Origin of the sequence: Streptacidiphilus jiangxiensis, from assembly GCF_900109465.1 — a bacterium.
GTDB lineage: Bacteria > Actinomycetota > Actinomycetes > Streptomycetales > Streptomycetaceae > Streptacidiphilus > Streptacidiphilus jiangxiensis.
In genome coordinates, this window is sequence record NZ_FOAZ01000003.1 from 355,078 (window position 1) to 370,960 (window position 15,883).

The following is a 15,883-nucleotide window of genomic DNA, read 5'->3' on the forward strand; positions in this document are numbered from 1 at the left end:
GATGGCTGCCGAGAACTACAGCATGGTGAAGGCCCTCAACGAGGCGCTGCGGCGCTCGCTGGAGGCCGACCCGAAGACCCTCGTCATGGGCGAGGACGTCGGCCGCCTGGGTGGCGTCTTCCGCGTCACCGACGGCCTGCACAAGGACTTCGGCGACGCCCGGGTCATCGACACCCCGCTCGCCGAGTCCGGCATCATGGGCACCGCGATCGGCCTGGCCCTGCGCGGCTACCGCCCGGTCGTGGAGATCCAGTTCGACGGCTTCGTCTACCCGGCCTTCGACCAGATCGTCACCCAGCTGGCCAAGATGCACGCCCGGTCGCTCGGCCACGTCAAGCTGCCGATCACCGTGCGCATCCCGTTCGGCGGCGGCATCGGCGCCGTCGAGCACCACAGCGAGTCGCACGAGGCGTACTTCGCCCACACGGCCGGCCTCAAGGTCGTCTCCCCGTCGAACCCGGCGGACGCGCACTGGATGCTGCGCCAGGCGATCGCCTCGGACGACCCGGTGATCTTCCTTGAGCCGAAGCGCCGCTACTGGGACAAGGGCGTCGTCGACCCGCTGGGCGAGGCCGCGCTCCCGCTGCACGCCGCGCGCGTCGCCCGTCCCGGCAAGGACCTGACCCTGGTCGCCTACGGCCCGATGGTCAAGGTCTGCCTGGAGGCGGCCGAGGCCGCCGCCGAGGACGGCCACCAGATCGAGGTCGTCGACCTGCGCTCGCTCTCCCCGGTCGACTTCGACGCCCTGGAGGCGTCCGTCAAGCGCACCGGCCGCGCCGTGGTCGTGCACGAGGCGCCGGTCTTCATGGGCATGGGCGCCGAGCTCGCCGCCCGGATCACCGAGCGTTGCTTCTACTCCCTGGAGGCCCCCGTGCTCCGGGTCGGCGGCTACTTCGCCCCGTACCCGCCGAGCCGGGTGGAGGAGACGTACCTGCCGGACCTCGACCGGGTGCTCGACGCCGTCGACCGCGCCCTCGCCTTCTGACGGGGGTTGGAGAGCACATGAGCACCACTGTTTCGAACGTCCGCCAGTTCAAGATGCCGGACGTCGGCGAGGGCCTCACCGAGGCCGAGATCCTCAAGTGGTACGTCCAGCCGGGTGACACCGTCACCGACGGTCAGATCGTCTGCGAGGTCGAGACGGCCAAGGCCGCCGTCGAGCTGCCGATCCCCTTCGACGGGGTGGTCCAGGAGCTGTTCTTCGCCGAGGGCACGACGGTCGACGTCGGCACGGCGATCATCTCCGTCGCCGTCGAGGGCGGCGCCCCGGCCGAGGCGCCGACGGCTCCGGCCGCCGTCGCGGCCGACGAGGAGCCGGAGCCGGAGCGCCGCGAGGTGCTGGTCGGCTACGGTCCGCGTTCGGGTTCGTCCCGCCGCCGCGCCCGCAAGCCCGCCGCGACGGCGGCGCCGACGGTGGTGCAGACGGGCGGCGAGGCGGTCTACCACGCCCCGGCGCCGGTCGCCCCCGTCGCGTCCGCCCCGGTCGCCCCGGTCGCCGCCGCTCCGGTGTCGGACGAGCGTCCGCTGGCCAAGCCTCCCGTCCGGAAGCTGGCCAAGGACCTCGGCGTCGACCTGGCAGCCGTCACCCCGACGGGCCCGCACGGCAACGTCACCCGTGAGGACGTGCACGCGCACGTCGCTGCGGCGTCGGCACCGGCCGCGCCCGTCGCTCCGGTCGCGGCCGCCCCGGTCGCCGCCGCCCCGGTGGTCTCCGCCGAGGGTGACACCCGCGTGCCGATCAAGGGTGTCCGCAAGGCGACCGCGGCGGCGATGGTCAGCTCCGCGTTCACGGCCCCGCACGTGACGGAGTGGGTCCAGGTGGACGTCACCCGCACGATGAAGCTGGTCGCCAAGCTCAAGGAGACCGGCGAGCTGGGTGCGGGCGTCCGCGTCAGCCCGCTGCTGCTGGTCGCCAAGGCCCTGCTGATCGCGATCAAGCGCCACCCGGAGATCAACGCGAGCTGGGACGAGGCCGCCCAGGAGATCGTGATCAAGCGCGCGATCAACCTGGGCATCGCCGCGGCCACGCCGCGCGGCCTGATCGTCCCGAACATCAAGGACGCGGGCAGCATGGCCCTGCCGGACCTGGCCCAGGCCCTGACCGGTCTGATCGAGGTGGCCCGCGAGGGCAAGACCTCGCCGGCGGCGATGCAGGGCGGCACGGTCACCATCACCAACGTCGGCGTCTTCGGCGTCGACTCGGGCACCCCGATCCTGAACCCGGGCGAGGCCGCGATCCTGGCCTTCGGCCAGGTCCGCGAACTCCCGTGGGTGCACAAGGGCCGGGTCGTCCCGCGCCTGGTGACGACGCTGGCGCTCTCCTTCGACCACCGCATGGTCGACGGCGAGCTGGGCTCCAAGGTCCTGGCGGACACCGCCGCGATCCTGGCCGACCCGAAGAAGCTCATCAGCTGGCAGTAACCATTGAGGGGCGCGAGGAACTGCGCGAGCAACCACTCACTTCGGATGGCCCTGCTCGTTCGGCGAGTCACCACATCGGGATGGGAGCACCCCCGCCCGAAGGGTGGGGGATTGTCGCGCAGTTCCTCGCGCCCCAGGTAGTCCGAATGATCCCATTTGCCCGAATGGCTCAACAAGATCGGCCCCACCCGGCCGTTCTCTACTGAGTGAAGCTTTCTGCCGCTCTCCTGCTGCTGTTCACACTCCTGTTCGGCTCCGCCCCCGCCTTCGCCTGTGAGGCGCATGTCGTCGACACCGTCGACCTCGTCGACAACGGACCCGCCGCGAACCGGGTCACCGTCGTTCTGATCGGTGACGGCTACACGCCGGACGAGCTGCCGCGATTCCGCGCGCAGGCCGACGCGACCTGGCGGGCCGTCAGTTCCGTCGAGCCGTTCCGGAGCTACGCGCGGTTCTTCGACGTCAAGCGCGTCGACCTGGTCTCCCCGCACTCTGGTATCGGCGACGGCTCGCCGCTCGGCATGCACTTCGACTGCGCGGGTACCCCGCGGCTCCTCTGCGCCGACGACGGGGACGTCTCGCACTGGGTCGGTCCCGCCGTGGGGCCGCAGTACGTCATCGCGCTCGCCGACTCCACCCAGTACGGCGGTTCGGGAGGGACGGGGGTGACCACCCTCTCTGCCGGGTCCGCGGACGCGGCGCGCATCATCGAGCACGAGATGGGCCACACCGTGGGCGGGCTCGGTGACGAGTACGACGCGGCACCCGGCGGGGACGGCGACTTTCCCAACCTCTCCGCCCAGGGCGCCGACGCCATGACCGCTGCGCACGCGAAGTGGTGGCGCTGGCTCGGCGCGCCCGATCCCACCGGCGGCGTGGTGGGGGCCTACCGGAGCGCGAACGGGTTGTACCGGCCGACCGAGGACTCGATCATGCGGACCCTCGGCGGCACCTACAACCTCCCCTCGCGGGAGGCGATCGTGGAGTCGCTCTACCGGCAGCTCCAGCCCGTCGACTGCGCCGAACCGGCACCCCAGCTCGGACCGGTGACGCCCGGGCGGACGCTGCGGGTGAGCCCGTTGCCGCTGGCGCAGGGCGGCCGACTGACCGTCAGCTGGACCGTCGGCGACCACCCGGCCCCTGCCGCGGCGCTCCGTGACGGCGGGCTGGCGCTGGACACCGGCGCGCTCGGATCGGCCCCGGACGGCAGGCTCGCGGTGCGGGCCGTCGTCACCGACGAGACGCCGTGGGTGCGGGACGAGATGTTCCGTCAGGCCCGGATGCGGGGGGAGGTGATGTGGTCCGTCGGCCGCTTCGACGGAACGGCTCAGGGAACTCCCAGGTCACGTCCTGCTAACGGGCGATGGTGACGCGCGGAGTGGTCAGGTAGTCATATGAGAGTGTGTAAGTACGAACAGGTAGAGGGTGGGGAGTTCCATAGTGGGTGAGCGCAGGCGCCGCCGCGGTCGGGGGATCAAGGCAGGACTCGCGGGGCTGCTGGCGGTCGGTGTCCTGGGGGCCGTCTTCGCTCCCTCCGCCCTGGCTGAGATCAGCGGAACGGTGGCAGGGGCGCCCACGGCGCCCGTCAGCGCCTCGCCGACGCCGGGCGCTCCCGGCGCCGGTTCGATGGCCACCGCGCCGCGCGTGGTGACGACCGCCACGACGACGTGGAACGCGGCCGCCGCCGCCACGTTCTGGACGTCCGCCAGGCTCGCCGACGCGGCTCCGGTCGACGCGCCGAAGACGACCGCTGCGGCCGGCACGGCCGGGACGACCGGGACGACCGGGACGGCCTCGGGCCTGGGTGCCCACGCGATGGTCGGCGCCCGGCTCAGCACCCCGAGTTCCATCGCGCGCTCGACCCACTTCGGGGGCGCGTCGAGCACCGGCGTGATCTTCTACGCGTCGAAGGACATGACGACGCACTACTGCACGGCCAGCGTCGTGGACAGCCACTACGGCAACCTGATCATCATGGCCGCGCACTGCAACCCGGGCAGCTGGATGGCCTACGTGCCGAAGTACCAGCACGGTCTCTCCGCCGCCAGGCAGCCCTACGGGATCTGGGCCGTCACCAAGGTCTTCAAGGACTCGCACTACACGGGCGGCTCCGGCGCGGGCAGCGACTACGACTACGCCTTCGCCCAGGTGGCCAAGAACAGCAAGGGCCAGAGCGTCCAGAGCGTGACGGGTGGCAACTGGCTCAGCCACACCACGAGCTACAACATGTACGTCACGGCGCTCGGTTACCCGAAGATCACTGCGGACTCCGCGGACCAGGCCATCCGCTGCCACCCGGGCTACGCGACGCAGAAGCTGCCCGGCTACCGCCAGATGGTGCTGTACTGCACCGGTTTCTACGGCGGCACCTCGGGCGGCCCGTGGCTGCTCGGCTTCAACGGCAACACGGGTTACCTGATCGGCATCACCGGCGGCTACGAGGACGGCGGCCCCAACAGCTGGATCAGCTACAGCCCGGTCTTCGACAGCCGGATCTTCACGCTGTTCCAGTACGCCGAGTACCACTGACGCCGCTGCGGACGTGATCGTCCGCTCACGGAGCGGACGCCGGCGGGGTTGATTCGTCCTACCAATTAGGATGACGCCACGATGACTGTCGACCCCGCCACCAGCGCGTCCTCCGAGCCTGCTGTCGCCCCCGCTCCCGCGCGTCGGGAGCCGCCGGGCGGGCGGGGCGCGTGGACGGCCTGGGGCATCGGGGTCACCGTCTACGTCCTCGCGGTGATCCACCGCACCAGCCTCGGCGTCGCCGGTGTGGACGCGGCGGCGCGGTTCGGTATCAACGCCTCCGCGCTGTCGACCTTCTCCATCCTGCAGGTGCTGGTCTACGCCGGCATGCAGGTGCCGGTCGGCCTGCTCGTCGACCGCCACGGTCCGCGCCGGATCCTCAGCGCGGGCCTCGTGCTGCTCACCGCCGGGCAGCTCGGCTTCGCCCTCGCGAGCTCGTTCACCCCCGCGCTGCTGGCGCGTGGCGTGCTGGGCTGCGGTGACGCGATGACCTTCGTCAGCGTGCTGCGGATCGGCTCGCGCTGGTTCCCGCTCTTCCGCAACCCCTTCATCGCCCAGCTGACCGGTCTCGTCGGCACGATCGGCAACCTCGTCTCCACGATGGTGCTCGCCCAGGTCCTGCACAGCGCCGGCTGGACGGCCACCTTCGGCACGACCGCGCTGCTGGGCTTCGCCGTCCTGGCGCTGGTGGTGCTCGTCCTGCGGGAGACCCCCGACAGCGCCCCCCGCGAACCCCTGCTGGTGCGCCGCCGCGCCCGCGTCCCCGACGCACCCCCGCCGGCTGCGGGATTCGCCCTGCGTGACCAGATCCGTGCGGCCTGGCGCGAGCCCGGCACCCGGCTCGGCATGTGGGTCCACTTCACCACCGCGTTCCCGGCCTCCAGCTTCCTGCTGCTGTGGGGCATGCCGTTCCTCATGTCCGGCCAGGGCCTGTCCCGTGCCGTCTCGGGCGGGCTGCTGAGCCTGGTGATCGTCGCGGGCATGGGCTTCGCGGTCCTCTTCGGCCAGCTGATGTCCCGCAGGCCGTCCTGGCGGACGCCGACGGTCTTCACCGTCGTGCTCGGCACCGGTGCGGTCTGGGCCCTGGTGCTGACGTGGCCGCAGCCCGGGCACGTCCCGATGTGGCTGCTGGTCGTCCTCGCCGTGGCCATGGGCAGCAACGGGCCCGCGTCCCTGATCGGCCTGGACTACGCCCGCCCGGTGAACCCGCCCGAGCGGATCGGGACAGCGTCGGGCATCGTCAACATGGGCGGCTTCATCGCGGCGGTTCTGGCGCTCTTCCTGATCGGTCTCGTCCTCGACCTCAACACCCCGGGCGGCGGCACCGACTACTCCGCGAGCGGCTTCCGCGCGGCCTTCGCCACGCTCTACCTGCCGATGGCGGTGGGCCTCCTCCAGATCCTCCGCCTGCGCCGCAGAGCGCTGACGCGCGAGCGCGAGGTCATCGGCGCGACGGTCCCGAAGGCACGCGCGGCACGTTAGGCACCGACCTCGGGTTCCACCTCCAGGGGCGCGAGGAACTGCGCGACAAGCCACCGACACGCAGATGGTCCTCAACGCGCAGGGCCATCCGCACAGGGTGGTTGCTCGCGCCCACGCGGCGGAGCCGCACAGGCAGAGCCTCGTGCCCCTGGAGGTGGTGCAACTCAAGGTGTGACGGCGAAGTTCTCCAGGATGCGGGAGGCGAGCTCCTCGTCGCCCTCGATCTTGACCTCCGCCTGGTGGGCCGCGAGGCGACCGCAGGCGAGACGGGCGAAGGTCTCCCAGTCCGTGGAGATCAGCACCGACGGCGCCAGCAGGACCTGGCCGTCGACGCGGCCCCTGCCGTCCGCGTCCACGTGGACGCTGCGCATGAACTCCTGCTCGCCGTGGACGTCGAAGACGGCCGTGGAGCCGGCGGGCGCGCCGGCCAGCTTGGCGACGGCGCGGGGGAGCATCTCCACCAGGTAGTCGCGGGTGACGGCCGCCGCCGCGGAGTCCAGATCGCCGGGGCGGCCCAGTGCGCGACGGATGTCCTGCTCGTGGGTCCAGACGTCGAAGACACGCGTGCGCAGCAGCTGGTGGTAGGCGACGTCACGGCTGTAGGGGCCCATCGGCCAGCGGATCTCGTCCAGCGGCTCGTAGCGCGTGTTGTTCCGCAGCGCCCGCGAACGGCGGATGATCGTGTACTCCAGCTCGGAGGCCATCTCCACCGCGGTGTGGCAACGCCGCTTGTCGACGGGGACCTCGCAGTAGCGGCTGAACTCGTCCACGACGTGTCGCAGATCGCGTGGCAGCGTGTGGATGGGCCGTGGGTCGCCCAGGAGTTCGGACTCCATGGCGATGATGTGCGAGACGACGTCCCGCACCGACCAACCCGGGCATTCGGTCGGTCGGTTCCACGCCCCCTCGGGGAGTGGGGCGACCAGCTCGGATATGGCCTCGATGGACTGGGTCCAGGCATCGGCGTACGCCTGGACGGTCTGCTTGTCGGTCACTTTCACGACCCCTCGGCGGAGCAGCCAACTGCGCTATCGGCACGTTACGCTCCCTGGTGTCCCCAGGTCAGCGCTTTCCGGTGTTGATCGTAGGGCCCTTGACGAAACAGGTGGTACCGTGCGCGCCTCTCTTGTCCAGATCGATGTCAACGAAATCGAGTCTGCGGACGAACGTCGCGTCCGGATTGCCGAGTTGGTCCGCGCGCAGCGCGGGGTCGCGGACCTGGTGGTACTGCCGGAGCTGTGGACGCTCGGCGGGTTCGCCTACGAGGCGTGGGCGGACGGCGCGGAGACGCTGGAGGGTCCGACGGCGGAGGCGATGTCCGCGGCGGCCAGGGACGCGGGTGTGTGGCTGCACGCGGGTTCCATCGTGGAGCGCGACCCGGAGGGCCCGCTCTGCAACACCTCACTGCTGTTCGCGCCGGACGGCGAACTGCACGCCTGGTACCGGAAGATCCACCGCTTCGGCTTCGACAGCGGCGAGGCGGCGATGATGGCCGCGGGCGAGGAACTGTGCGTGGTGGACACGCCGTTCGGGCGGATGGGGCTGGCCACCTGTTACGACCTGCGCTTCCCGGAGCTCTTCCGGGCGATGCTCGACCAGGGCGCGGAGCTGTTCGTCGTCCCGGCGGCCTGGCCGGCCCGCCGCGTCGGGCACTGGTCCCTGCTGGCGCGGGCCCGCGCGGTGGAGGAGCAGGCCCTGGTGCTCGCCTGCAACACCGCGGGCACGCACGCGGGCGTGCCGCAGGGCGGCCGCAGCGTCGTGGTGGACCCGTGGGGCACGGTCCTGGGCGAGGCGAACGGCGACGAGTCGGGCAGCGCGGAGGAGGTGCTGACGGTCTCGTTCGACCCGGAGGTGGTCGCCCGCACGCGGGCGGAGTTCCCGGTGCTGCGGGACCGTCAGAAGTGGTGACCGGAACCGGCAAGCGGAGCGTGGCAGGAAGATGTCACCGAGCCGGGTGGTGGCAGATCTGGTGACGTTCCTGTAAAGCCGTCATGATGATCCGCACTCTCACTGCATTCTTGTTGGCCAGTGACGGAGTATGCGGTAAATGTGATGAGTGCCTGACAAGACAGCGTCGAAGACGCCTCTACCCTCACAGGTGCGCTCATCGCTCTGGCGCCACCGGGATTTCCTGCTGCTCTGGGGAGGAGGGAGCGCCAGCGACCTGGGTTCGGCGGTGTCGACCCTGCTGATACCGCTGCTGGCGGTCAGAGAGCTCGGCGTCTCCACCTTCCAGGCGGCGCTGCTGGTTCTCGCCCAGCGGCTGCCGGGAGTGGTGTTCTCCCTGCCGGCCGGTGTCGTGGTCGACCGGCTGTGCAAGCGCCGACTGATGATCTGGTGCGAGCTGTTGAGCCTGCTGGCGATCACCTCGGTTCCCGTCGCGGCGGCCGTCGGCCGTGTGCACCTGTGGCAGCTCTACCTCGTGGCGGCCGTCGTGGGCAGTCTCCGGATCTTCTTCGGGGTCGCCGACCAGAGCTATCTGCCCGCCGTCCTGGCGCGCGAGCAACTCGTCGACGGTAATGCCAAGTTGAACGCGACCGAGACGGCTGCCGACGCGGCGGGCCCGGCCCTCGGGGCGGCGCTGGCCAGCGCCTTCACCGTGTCGCGGGCGCTCGCCTTCGACGCGTTCACCTACGCGGTCAGCGCGGTCACCCTGCTGTTGATGCGGACCCCTGATCCGCGGCCCGATCCGGCGCGCGCCGCGGGCCCCTCCGTCGGGTTCCGTGCCGCGATGACCGAGGGGCTGCGCTACGTCTGGCGCGATCCGGTCCTCCGGGCCATCAGTTGCTGTACGGCCACCGCGAACCTGGGCATCTTCGCGGTCGTCAGCCTCGAGGTGGTCTACCTGGTCCGCGGCCTGCACACGCCCTCGCCGGAGGTGGGGCTGGTGCTGGGAGTCGGTGTGCTCGGCGGCTTCGTCGGGAGCCTCGCGGCGCGCCCGCTGGCGGTGCGCGTCGGGAACGCGCGGGTCATGTGGCTCTCGTTGGTCGTCTGCACCCCCTTCGCCCTGCTCATGCCGCTGTCGACGTCCGGTGTGGGCCTGGTCTACTACTCGCTGGGCTGGGCGATCTTCAACGGCGGCGGCGCCGTCTACCAGACCGCGCAGATCGCCTACCGGCAGAGCAGCGTGCCGAGGGAGCTGCTCGGGAGGGTCAACGCGGGGATTCGCTGGGTGGTCTGGGGCACCATGCCGCTCGGTGCCCTGCTGGGCGGCTCGCTCGGTACCTGGCTCGGCCTGCGGGGCGCCCTGTGGGTCGCCACGGGCGTGCTCGCCTGCACCGGCCTGTGGCTCCTCGCCTCACCGCTGCGCGGGTGGAGGGAGATCCCGGAGCCTCAGCCGGCGTGAGCCGTGCGGCCGGCGCGCTGGGCGCGGATCAGCGACAGCAGATCGCGGGCCGGTCCCTTCGGCTTGGCCCCCTTCGGCCAGATCGCGCGCAGCGGTCGCTCCAGTACGACGTCGGCGAGGGGCACGGCCTTGAGCCGGCCCCCGGCGAGCTCGTCGACCACGGCGAGCTCGCTGAGGACCGCCGGGCCCGCGCCGCTGGTCGCCGCGGACTTGAGCGCGGTCGTGGAGGCGAGGGTGAGCAGCGGCTCGGCGAGGCCGCCGGAGCCGGCCAGCGCGGCGTCCAGCACCTCGCGGGTGCCGCTGCCCTGCTCGCGCAGGATCAGCGGTGTGGCGGCCACCTCGGCGGATGACAGCGGGGCCCGGCGCCGCGCCCAGGGGTGGTTGGGCGCGACGACCACGACGAGCCGGTCGTGGCCGATCACCGCGGTGTCGAGGCCCGACGGGATCCGCACGCCCTCGACGAACCCCAGGTCGGCGTCCTGGGCCAGGACCTGGTCGGCCACCTCGGCGGAGTTCGCCGCCCGCAGCGTCACCGCGGTGCCCGGAAGGGCGGCGTGCAGGGCCAGCAGCCACCCCGGCATCAGGTACTCGGCGACGGTCAGGCTGGCGGAGACCCGCAACCGGGCGTCCCGCCGCTCGCGCAGCGCGGCGACCCCCGCGTCCAGCGCCTGGGCGGCGCCGACGACCTGCGCGGCCCATTCGGCGACCAGTGCGCCCGCCTCCGTCGGCCGGGAACCGCGCGGGGAGCGCTCCAGCAGGGTGACCCCGATCTGCCGCTCCATCGCGGCGACGCGGGCCGAAGCCGCCGGCTGGGTGATGCCCAGCTCGGCCGCCGCTCGGCCGAGGCTCCCGAGTCTGACCACGGCGAGCAGCAGTTCCAGCGCCCCGAGCTCGGGGACGTGCGGTGAGAGCGGTGCGGGCGACGAGCTCATAGACGCAGCTTATGTCCACATCGGAAAGTGATCCCTACCGACCGCGCTGAGCTGCGACGAAGGTGGAGACATGGCAACCACCGCGCTCAGCAGGCCGCTCACCCGGCGGCTCACCGACCACCCCGTCATCGAGGCCGCCGGGCGCTTCGGCCCGAACTGGTACGCGGCGGTGATGGGTACGGCGATCGTCGCCAACGGTGCGCACGCCCTGCCGGGGCTGTCCGGGGTGCTCGGCGTGTGGGCGGAGCTCTTCTGGGCGTTGGGCTTCGCGGGTCTGCTGCTGCTGGCCGGAGTCCGACTGGTCGGCCGGCTGCACCGCGCCCGGGTGCGTCCCCTGGCCGATCCGTCCGTCGCCGTCTTCCTCGGCTGCCCGCCGATGGCGCTGATGGCCGTGGGCTTCGGCGCCCTGGGCGCCGGCGAGCCGCTGCTCGGCCCCGGCCCGGCGGTGGCGCTGGACGCCGTGCTGTGGACGCTGGGGACCTGCTACGGGCTCTGGGCGGCCGGTACGGTGATGTTCAAGCTCGCCCTGCACTACGAGGTCGCCCGGTCCGACTCCGCGCCGACCTGGCTGCTGCCGGTCGTCGCGCCGATGGTCTCCGCCGCGCTCGGTCCGGCGCTGATTCCGCACCTGCCCGCCGGGCAGGCCCAGCAGACCCTGCTCCTGGCCTGCGTGGCGATGTTCGGGATGAGTCTGATCGCGGTGCTGATGCTGTTGCCGACCCTGTTCGCTCGGCTCGCCCACGAGGGCCCGCTGCCGCAGGCGCTGATCCCGACGCTCTTCCTGGTGCTGGGGCCGCTCGGGCAGTCCGTCACGGCGGTCACCCAGTTCGCGGCCCACGGGTCGGCCGCCGGCCTTTCCGGCGGTGCGTTCGGCGGCTTCGCGCTGCTGTACGGGGTGCCGGTCTTCGGCTTCGCGCTGCTGTGGCTGGCGGTCGCCGGGGCGGCGACCGTGCGCGGGCTGCGTCGGGGGATGCCCTTCGCGATGACCTGGTGGGCCTACACCTTCCCGGTCGGCACCTGCGTCACCGGCGCGGCCGGGCTCTACGCCCGCACCGGGCTGGACGTCTTCGCGGTGGCCTCGGTGGCCCTGTACGTCCTGCTGGTGACCGCGTGGACCGTGGTGGCGGTGCGCACGGTTCGTTGGGTGCCGAAATTCGTGCGGGCCTGAGTACTCGGGCCTGAGCGCTCGGGCCTGAGTGCTCGGTCCGGGCGCTCAGGCCGTCGAGGTCTTGAGCAGCCCGAGCTGGGCCGCCCGCACGCCCGCCTCGAAGCGGCTGTCGGCCCCCAACTCCTGCATGAGAGCGGCGATGTGCCGTCGGCAGGTGCGTACCGACATCCCCAGCCGCCGGGCCACGACCTCGTCCTTCAGCCCCTGGGCGAGCAATTCCAGCAATGACCGCTTCAGGTCGTCCGAGACATTCTGGTAGCCGGGGCCGTTCGGGTCGAACGGTGCGGCCGATATCCAGAACTGTTCGAAATGGGCCCGCATGAACGAGACGAGCACGGGCTCGCGCACCACCACGGCGCCCGGGGCCTGACCGGGCCTGCGCCGGTTGATGAAGGCGATCTCGCGGTCGACGATGATCATTCGCTCGGCCAGCTGGTCGGCCGTCCGGATCAGGGCGCCCGCCTCGATCATCGAGGAGACGTACGAGTGGACGCTCAGCTGGGTCCGGACGGTGTGCTGGTACAGGATCCTGATCTCGGCGCCTCTTCGCAGCGCGGTGACCTCCCGCGACAGGACCTCCTGCAGCAGCTCCGGAGGGCGGTGGCCGCCGGGTTGAACGGTCAGCAACTCGGTGGTGCACCGGTCGACCGCCTGGTTCACCAGGAGCTGGACCTCGGCCGGGTCCTGCACGATCTCGAGCCCTCCGGCCGGAGCCGTGGTGGTTCTGTCCAGGTAGGCGGGCATGAGCTGCAACAGGCTCTCCCGGGTGAGCTCCACGGCCCGGCGGTAGGACCTGATCGTCGCCTCGACCGGTTTCGACAACCGCGCGGCCGCGAGTTCGGGGTTGACCGGCACCAGCTGGTCGGTGTCCTCCGCCCGTTGGAGCAACTCACAGGCCAGGAGCGTGTCCCGGCACACCGTCAGCTCCTCGTGGTCCAGGCCCGTGGCGGCGGCTGCGCTGTCGAACCGGAACGAGCCGTCGAGGAGTACGTGGTGGTAGACGGCCACGACGGAGGGGTTGAGCTCGAGGGGGAGCATCGGGTCCATCATGGGCTATTCATCCGTTTCATCCGGAAACTTCTGGCATCCGCAGCAGGCGGTGCCGTTTCCGGGCGGAGTCGGGCCCGAACCACCGGTGGGGCCGCGGATATCCGCGACTCCACCTCGCTGGGGCGGTCGGGCCGACTCGTCGGACACATGGTGTCCTCCCCCTGCTGTGTGGGAAGCGTACGCGGAGCGGCACGCGGCGCGGTCCCAACGCAGCAAGACCACCGTGCCCGCAGTGCAAGAAAGTTGGGGCGGCTGCCCGGTGGCATGAAGTGGACACGATCGGATGCGCCGTTTTCGGCCTCCGACAAATCGCCGCAGAACTACACATCTTTGCCTGCGAACTCTCCAGGATCCTGGGCAATCCCGGGATTTCGAGGGCTAGAGTCGATGCCCTGACGCCGGCGAAGCCAGAGTGCCGCCAGCCGGGGGGACTGGCGGCACCAGCTTGGGCGTCGAGGAGGATCCCCCAAGCGCCACCCAAGGTAGTGGATCCGGCCCTTGTCTGTCATGGCCACATTCATGATTCGGTATTCCGTGATCGTGTCCCTTTCCGGCCTGGCACTGGAATGCCGCTCGGCGCCCATTGTCACCGGATCGGGCGACGCGACAGGATCAGGACATCCCCCCAGGGTCACCGGCCGGTGCCTCCTCCTTCATCCGAACCGCTCTCCCACCTTTGTGGCGGCGGTCTCGGAACGCTGTCTTGTTGGGAGTTGTCACCATGCTGGAGGTCAAGCGTCAGCGCTTCCTCGTCTCCGCCGATCCGGCCCGCGAGACGCGTAACGTGAGGGCTTTCCTCGCAGCCCCGTCCCTGCGCCTTGCCGGACCCGCGGACGGAGTGATGTCGCTTCCGCTGCGCGAGCGGATCGCCGCGCTGCGGGTGGCTCTTCTGGACAGTGGCGTGACCGTGTACAGCTCGCACCACGACGAGGAATGGGTCTCCCGCGAGGGGACCGGCCCGCGGGTGCCGTCCCCGTTCCGCGCGATGCAGAGCGCCGACGTGGTCTTCGCCTACGTCGGTCAGCGGCCCTCCACCGGCATGGGCATGGAGCTGGGCTGGGCGACCGCGCTGCGCAAGCCGGTGGTCCTCATGGTCGACGAGGCCAAGGTGCACGGGGTGCTGATCGACCAGCTCGAGTCGGTGACCAAGGTGCTGCCGATCAAGGACGACGGTCCGATGACGCCCAGCGCGCTCCGCCACACCGTGGTCACCGCCCTGGACTGGGCGGACCAGGCGGCGCCGCTCGCCGGCTGAGGCCCGAGTGGCGTGATCACCTCTCCCGGGTGGCTAGTGTGCTCTGGTAGATGTGTAGCGTCACGGACTGACGGGCCACGCCCGGTACCTCGTGGGAGGCCCGCTTGAAGTGCATGCCGCAGCAGCACACGTGCAGGTGGTCCACCCGTTCGACCCGGGTGGAGCTGTTGCTGACGCGCCTGGCCGCGGGGACTCCCGCGCAGGCGCTCGCCACCGAGCACGCGCTCAGCCTGGTGGAGGTCATCGCCATCGGCGTCGATCACGGCCTGTCCGTCCCCAGTGCCGCCGCCGGTCGACGCCAGGGCCTCGGCCCCTGGGCGCGCACCTGCCGTCCGGGTGACCACAGGTGCTTCTGGGCGGACCGGGGCGAGGTGATCGACGCACTGATCGGTGACTACGCGGACGGGGCCTCGCTCATCCAGCTCTCCCGGGCCTTCCCCTACTCGCGGGCCACGGCCGCGCGGATCCTGGACGCCCACGACGTCCCGCGGCGCTCCCGCTCCGAGCAGTGCACCCGGATCCCCCTGGACCTGGAGACGGTGCAGGCCGAGCTGGACGCGGACATGTCGCTGACCGAGGTGGCCGCGCGCCACGGGCTGTCCCGGCAGATGCTGCGCCGACGTCTGAACCGGGCGAAGGCCGCCGCATGACGCACGAGATCGAGAGCCTGACCAAGGAAGCCGTCACGGCCTACCAGGAAGCCCTGGCGAACGGCAGCATCCTCAAGACTCCGGGCGGGGACGGGGTTCCGTCCCCCACGGCCCCTCCCCGTTCGGCCGTCACCGAGTTGCTGCGCGCCGGGCTGCTGCGCGACAGCGTGGACAACGCCGAGGTGTGGGTCCCGGTCGACCCGGAGACCGCCGCCGTCCAGGCCGAGCGACAGGCCCGCCAGGCGTGGGCGGACGCCTCACGCCTGCAGCAGGACTACGCGCCGCTCACCGCGGCGTACCGGTCCCGGCGCAACTGGAGCACGGGCGATTCGCAGATCCGCTACGTCGAGGGCAAGGCGGAGATCGCGCAGCAGGCGCAGGCGTTGGCTGCGGCCGCGAAGAGCCGCGTCTTCACCGTCCAGCCGGGCCCCCGGCGCCCCAAGGACACGCTCGACCACAGTCTTCCGGCCGACCTCGCGCTGCTGCGCCGGGGGGTGCACCGAAGAATCCTCTACCAGTCGCCGGCCCGCCGTCATCCGGACACCAGGGAGTACGTCCGGGCCTTGGTCGAGGTCGGTGCCGAGGTGCGCGCCGCGGACGAGCTGTACGAGCGGGTCTTCATCATCGACGACACGGTGATCCACCCGGTGGACGGCAATGCGAACGTGGCCGTGCTCGTCAGCGAGCCGGCCACGGTGGCCTTTCACTGCCTGGTGTTCGAGCAGGCCTGGCAGCGCGCGCAGCCGTTCCTGGAGGCGCCGAAGCCGGAGGAGGAGGCCGTCGAGGACGGCCGGGCCGGCGATCAGCTGACGGCGATGCAGAAGCTCATCGTGCGGCTGCTGATCAACGAGGAGCTGAAGCACGAGGCCATCGCGGCCGCCACCGGGCTGTCCCTGCGCACGGTGCGGCGCCAACTGGAAGTCGTCCGCTCGGTGTTCGGGAACGTGGAGACGACCCCGCGGCTGGCATGGGAAATCCGCGGACAGTACCCGGAGGGTCTCCCCGCGGATTGGTAGACCGGCACAACGGGGGAATGCGCCGGTCCGTGGC

General features: G+C 71.4%; 14 protein-coding genes. 11 read left to right on the plus strand and 3 right to left on the minus strand.

Annotation, left to right across the window (positions count from 1 at the left end; genetic code table 11):
* Position 1: 1 nt before the first annotated feature.
* The 5 genes from BMY61_RS07865 (at position 2) to BMY61_RS07885 (ending at position 6,432) form a co-directional block, all read left to right on the plus strand.
* The gene (locus BMY61_RS07865) at positions 2 to 985 is read left to right on the plus strand and encodes an alpha-ketoacid dehydrogenase subunit beta (RefSeq protein ID WP_042454646.1); all 984 of its coding nucleotides are present in this window, start codon (positions 2 to 4) and stop codon (positions 983 to 985) included.
* A 17-nt stretch (positions 986 to 1,002) separates the two neighbouring features.
* Positions 1,003 to 2,421, plus strand: coding sequence for a dihydrolipoamide acetyltransferase family protein (locus BMY61_RS07870; RefSeq protein WP_042454648.1), 1,419 nt, complete (start codon positions 1,003 to 1,005; stop codon positions 2,419 to 2,421).
* A gap of 206 nt (positions 2,422 to 2,627) precedes the next feature.
* The gene (locus BMY61_RS07875; protein ID WP_052439161.1) at positions 2,628 to 3,791 is read left to right on the plus strand and encodes a M64 family metallopeptidase; all 1,164 of its coding nucleotides are present in this window, start codon (positions 2,628 to 2,630) and stop codon (positions 3,789 to 3,791) included.
* Between the two features lie 70 nt (positions 3,792 to 3,861).
* Positions 3,862 to 4,950, plus strand: a complete 1,089-nt coding sequence (locus tag BMY61_RS07880; RefSeq protein ID WP_052439162.1) for a trypsin-like serine peptidase — start codon at positions 3,862 to 3,864, stop codon at positions 4,948 to 4,950.
* Positions 4,951 to 5,031: 81 nt separating this feature from the next.
* Positions 5,032 to 6,432, plus strand: coding sequence for an MFS transporter (locus BMY61_RS07885; protein WP_042454650.1), 1,401 nt, complete (start codon positions 5,032 to 5,034; stop codon positions 6,430 to 6,432).
* A gap of 164 nt (positions 6,433 to 6,596) precedes the next feature.
* On the opposite strand, the gene BMY61_RS07890 is transcribed toward BMY61_RS07885, so the two are convergent.
* A complete protein-coding gene (locus BMY61_RS07890) occupies positions 6,597 to 7,427 on the minus strand; it encodes a maleylpyruvate isomerase family mycothiol-dependent enzyme (RefSeq protein WP_042454652.1) in 831 nt (276 codons plus the stop codon).
* Between the two features lie 118 nt (positions 7,428 to 7,545).
* Between BMY61_RS07890 and BMY61_RS07895 the strand changes: the two genes are divergently transcribed.
* Positions 7,546 to 8,340 carry a carbon-nitrogen family hydrolase gene (locus BMY61_RS07895; RefSeq protein WP_042454654.1) on the plus strand — a complete coding sequence of 265 codons (795 nt, stop codon included), beginning with the start codon at positions 7,546 to 7,548 and terminating at the stop codon, positions 8,338 to 8,340.
* 190 nt (positions 8,341 to 8,530) lie between these two features.
* Positions 8,531 to 9,778 (plus strand): MFS transporter, encoded by a 1,248-nt coding sequence (locus tag BMY61_RS07900; protein WP_161791311.1) that lies wholly within the window; start codon positions 8,531 to 8,533, stop codon positions 9,776 to 9,778.
* On the opposite strand, the gene BMY61_RS07905 is transcribed toward BMY61_RS07900, so the two are convergent.
* Positions 9,766 to 10,710, minus strand: coding sequence for a LysR family transcriptional regulator (locus BMY61_RS07905; protein WP_042454658.1), 945 nt, complete (start codon positions 10,708 to 10,710; stop codon positions 9,766 to 9,768). The genes BMY61_RS07900 and BMY61_RS07905 overlap by 13 nt on opposite strands.
* A 70-nt stretch (positions 10,711 to 10,780) precedes the next feature.
* Between BMY61_RS07905 and BMY61_RS07910 the strand changes: the two genes are divergently transcribed.
* Positions 10,781 to 11,878, plus strand: a complete 1,098-nt coding sequence (locus BMY61_RS07910) for a TDT family transporter (RefSeq protein ID WP_042454660.1) — start codon at positions 10,781 to 10,783, stop codon at positions 11,876 to 11,878.
* 45 nt (positions 11,879 to 11,923) lie between these two features.
* Here BMY61_RS07910 and BMY61_RS07915 read toward each other — a convergent pair whose 3' ends face one another.
* Positions 11,924 to 12,916, minus strand: a complete 993-nt coding sequence (locus BMY61_RS07915; protein WP_161791312.1) for a helix-turn-helix transcriptional regulator — start codon at positions 12,914 to 12,916, stop codon at positions 11,924 to 11,926.
* A 733-nt stretch (positions 12,917 to 13,649) separates the two neighbouring features.
* Here BMY61_RS07915 and BMY61_RS07920 point away from each other — a divergent pair.
* The 3 genes from BMY61_RS07920 (at position 13,650) to BMY61_RS07930 (ending at position 15,849) form a co-directional block, all read left to right on the plus strand.
* Complete coding sequence (locus BMY61_RS07920; protein WP_042454663.1) at positions 13,650 to 14,183, plus strand: nucleoside 2-deoxyribosyltransferase; 534 nt, start codon at positions 13,650 to 13,652, stop codon at positions 14,181 to 14,183.
* 113 nt (positions 14,184 to 14,296) lie between these two features.
* Positions 14,297 to 14,833, plus strand: a complete 537-nt coding sequence (locus tag BMY61_RS07925) for a hypothetical protein (protein ID WP_143094220.1) — start codon at positions 14,297 to 14,299, stop codon at positions 14,831 to 14,833.
* The gene (locus tag BMY61_RS07930; protein WP_042454667.1) at positions 14,830 to 15,849 is read left to right on the plus strand and encodes a hypothetical protein; all 1,020 of its coding nucleotides are present in this window, start codon (positions 14,830 to 14,832) and stop codon (positions 15,847 to 15,849) included. Before BMY61_RS07925 ends, BMY61_RS07930 begins: the two co-directional genes overlap by 4 nt.
* Positions 15,850 to 15,883: the final 34 nt, after the last annotated feature.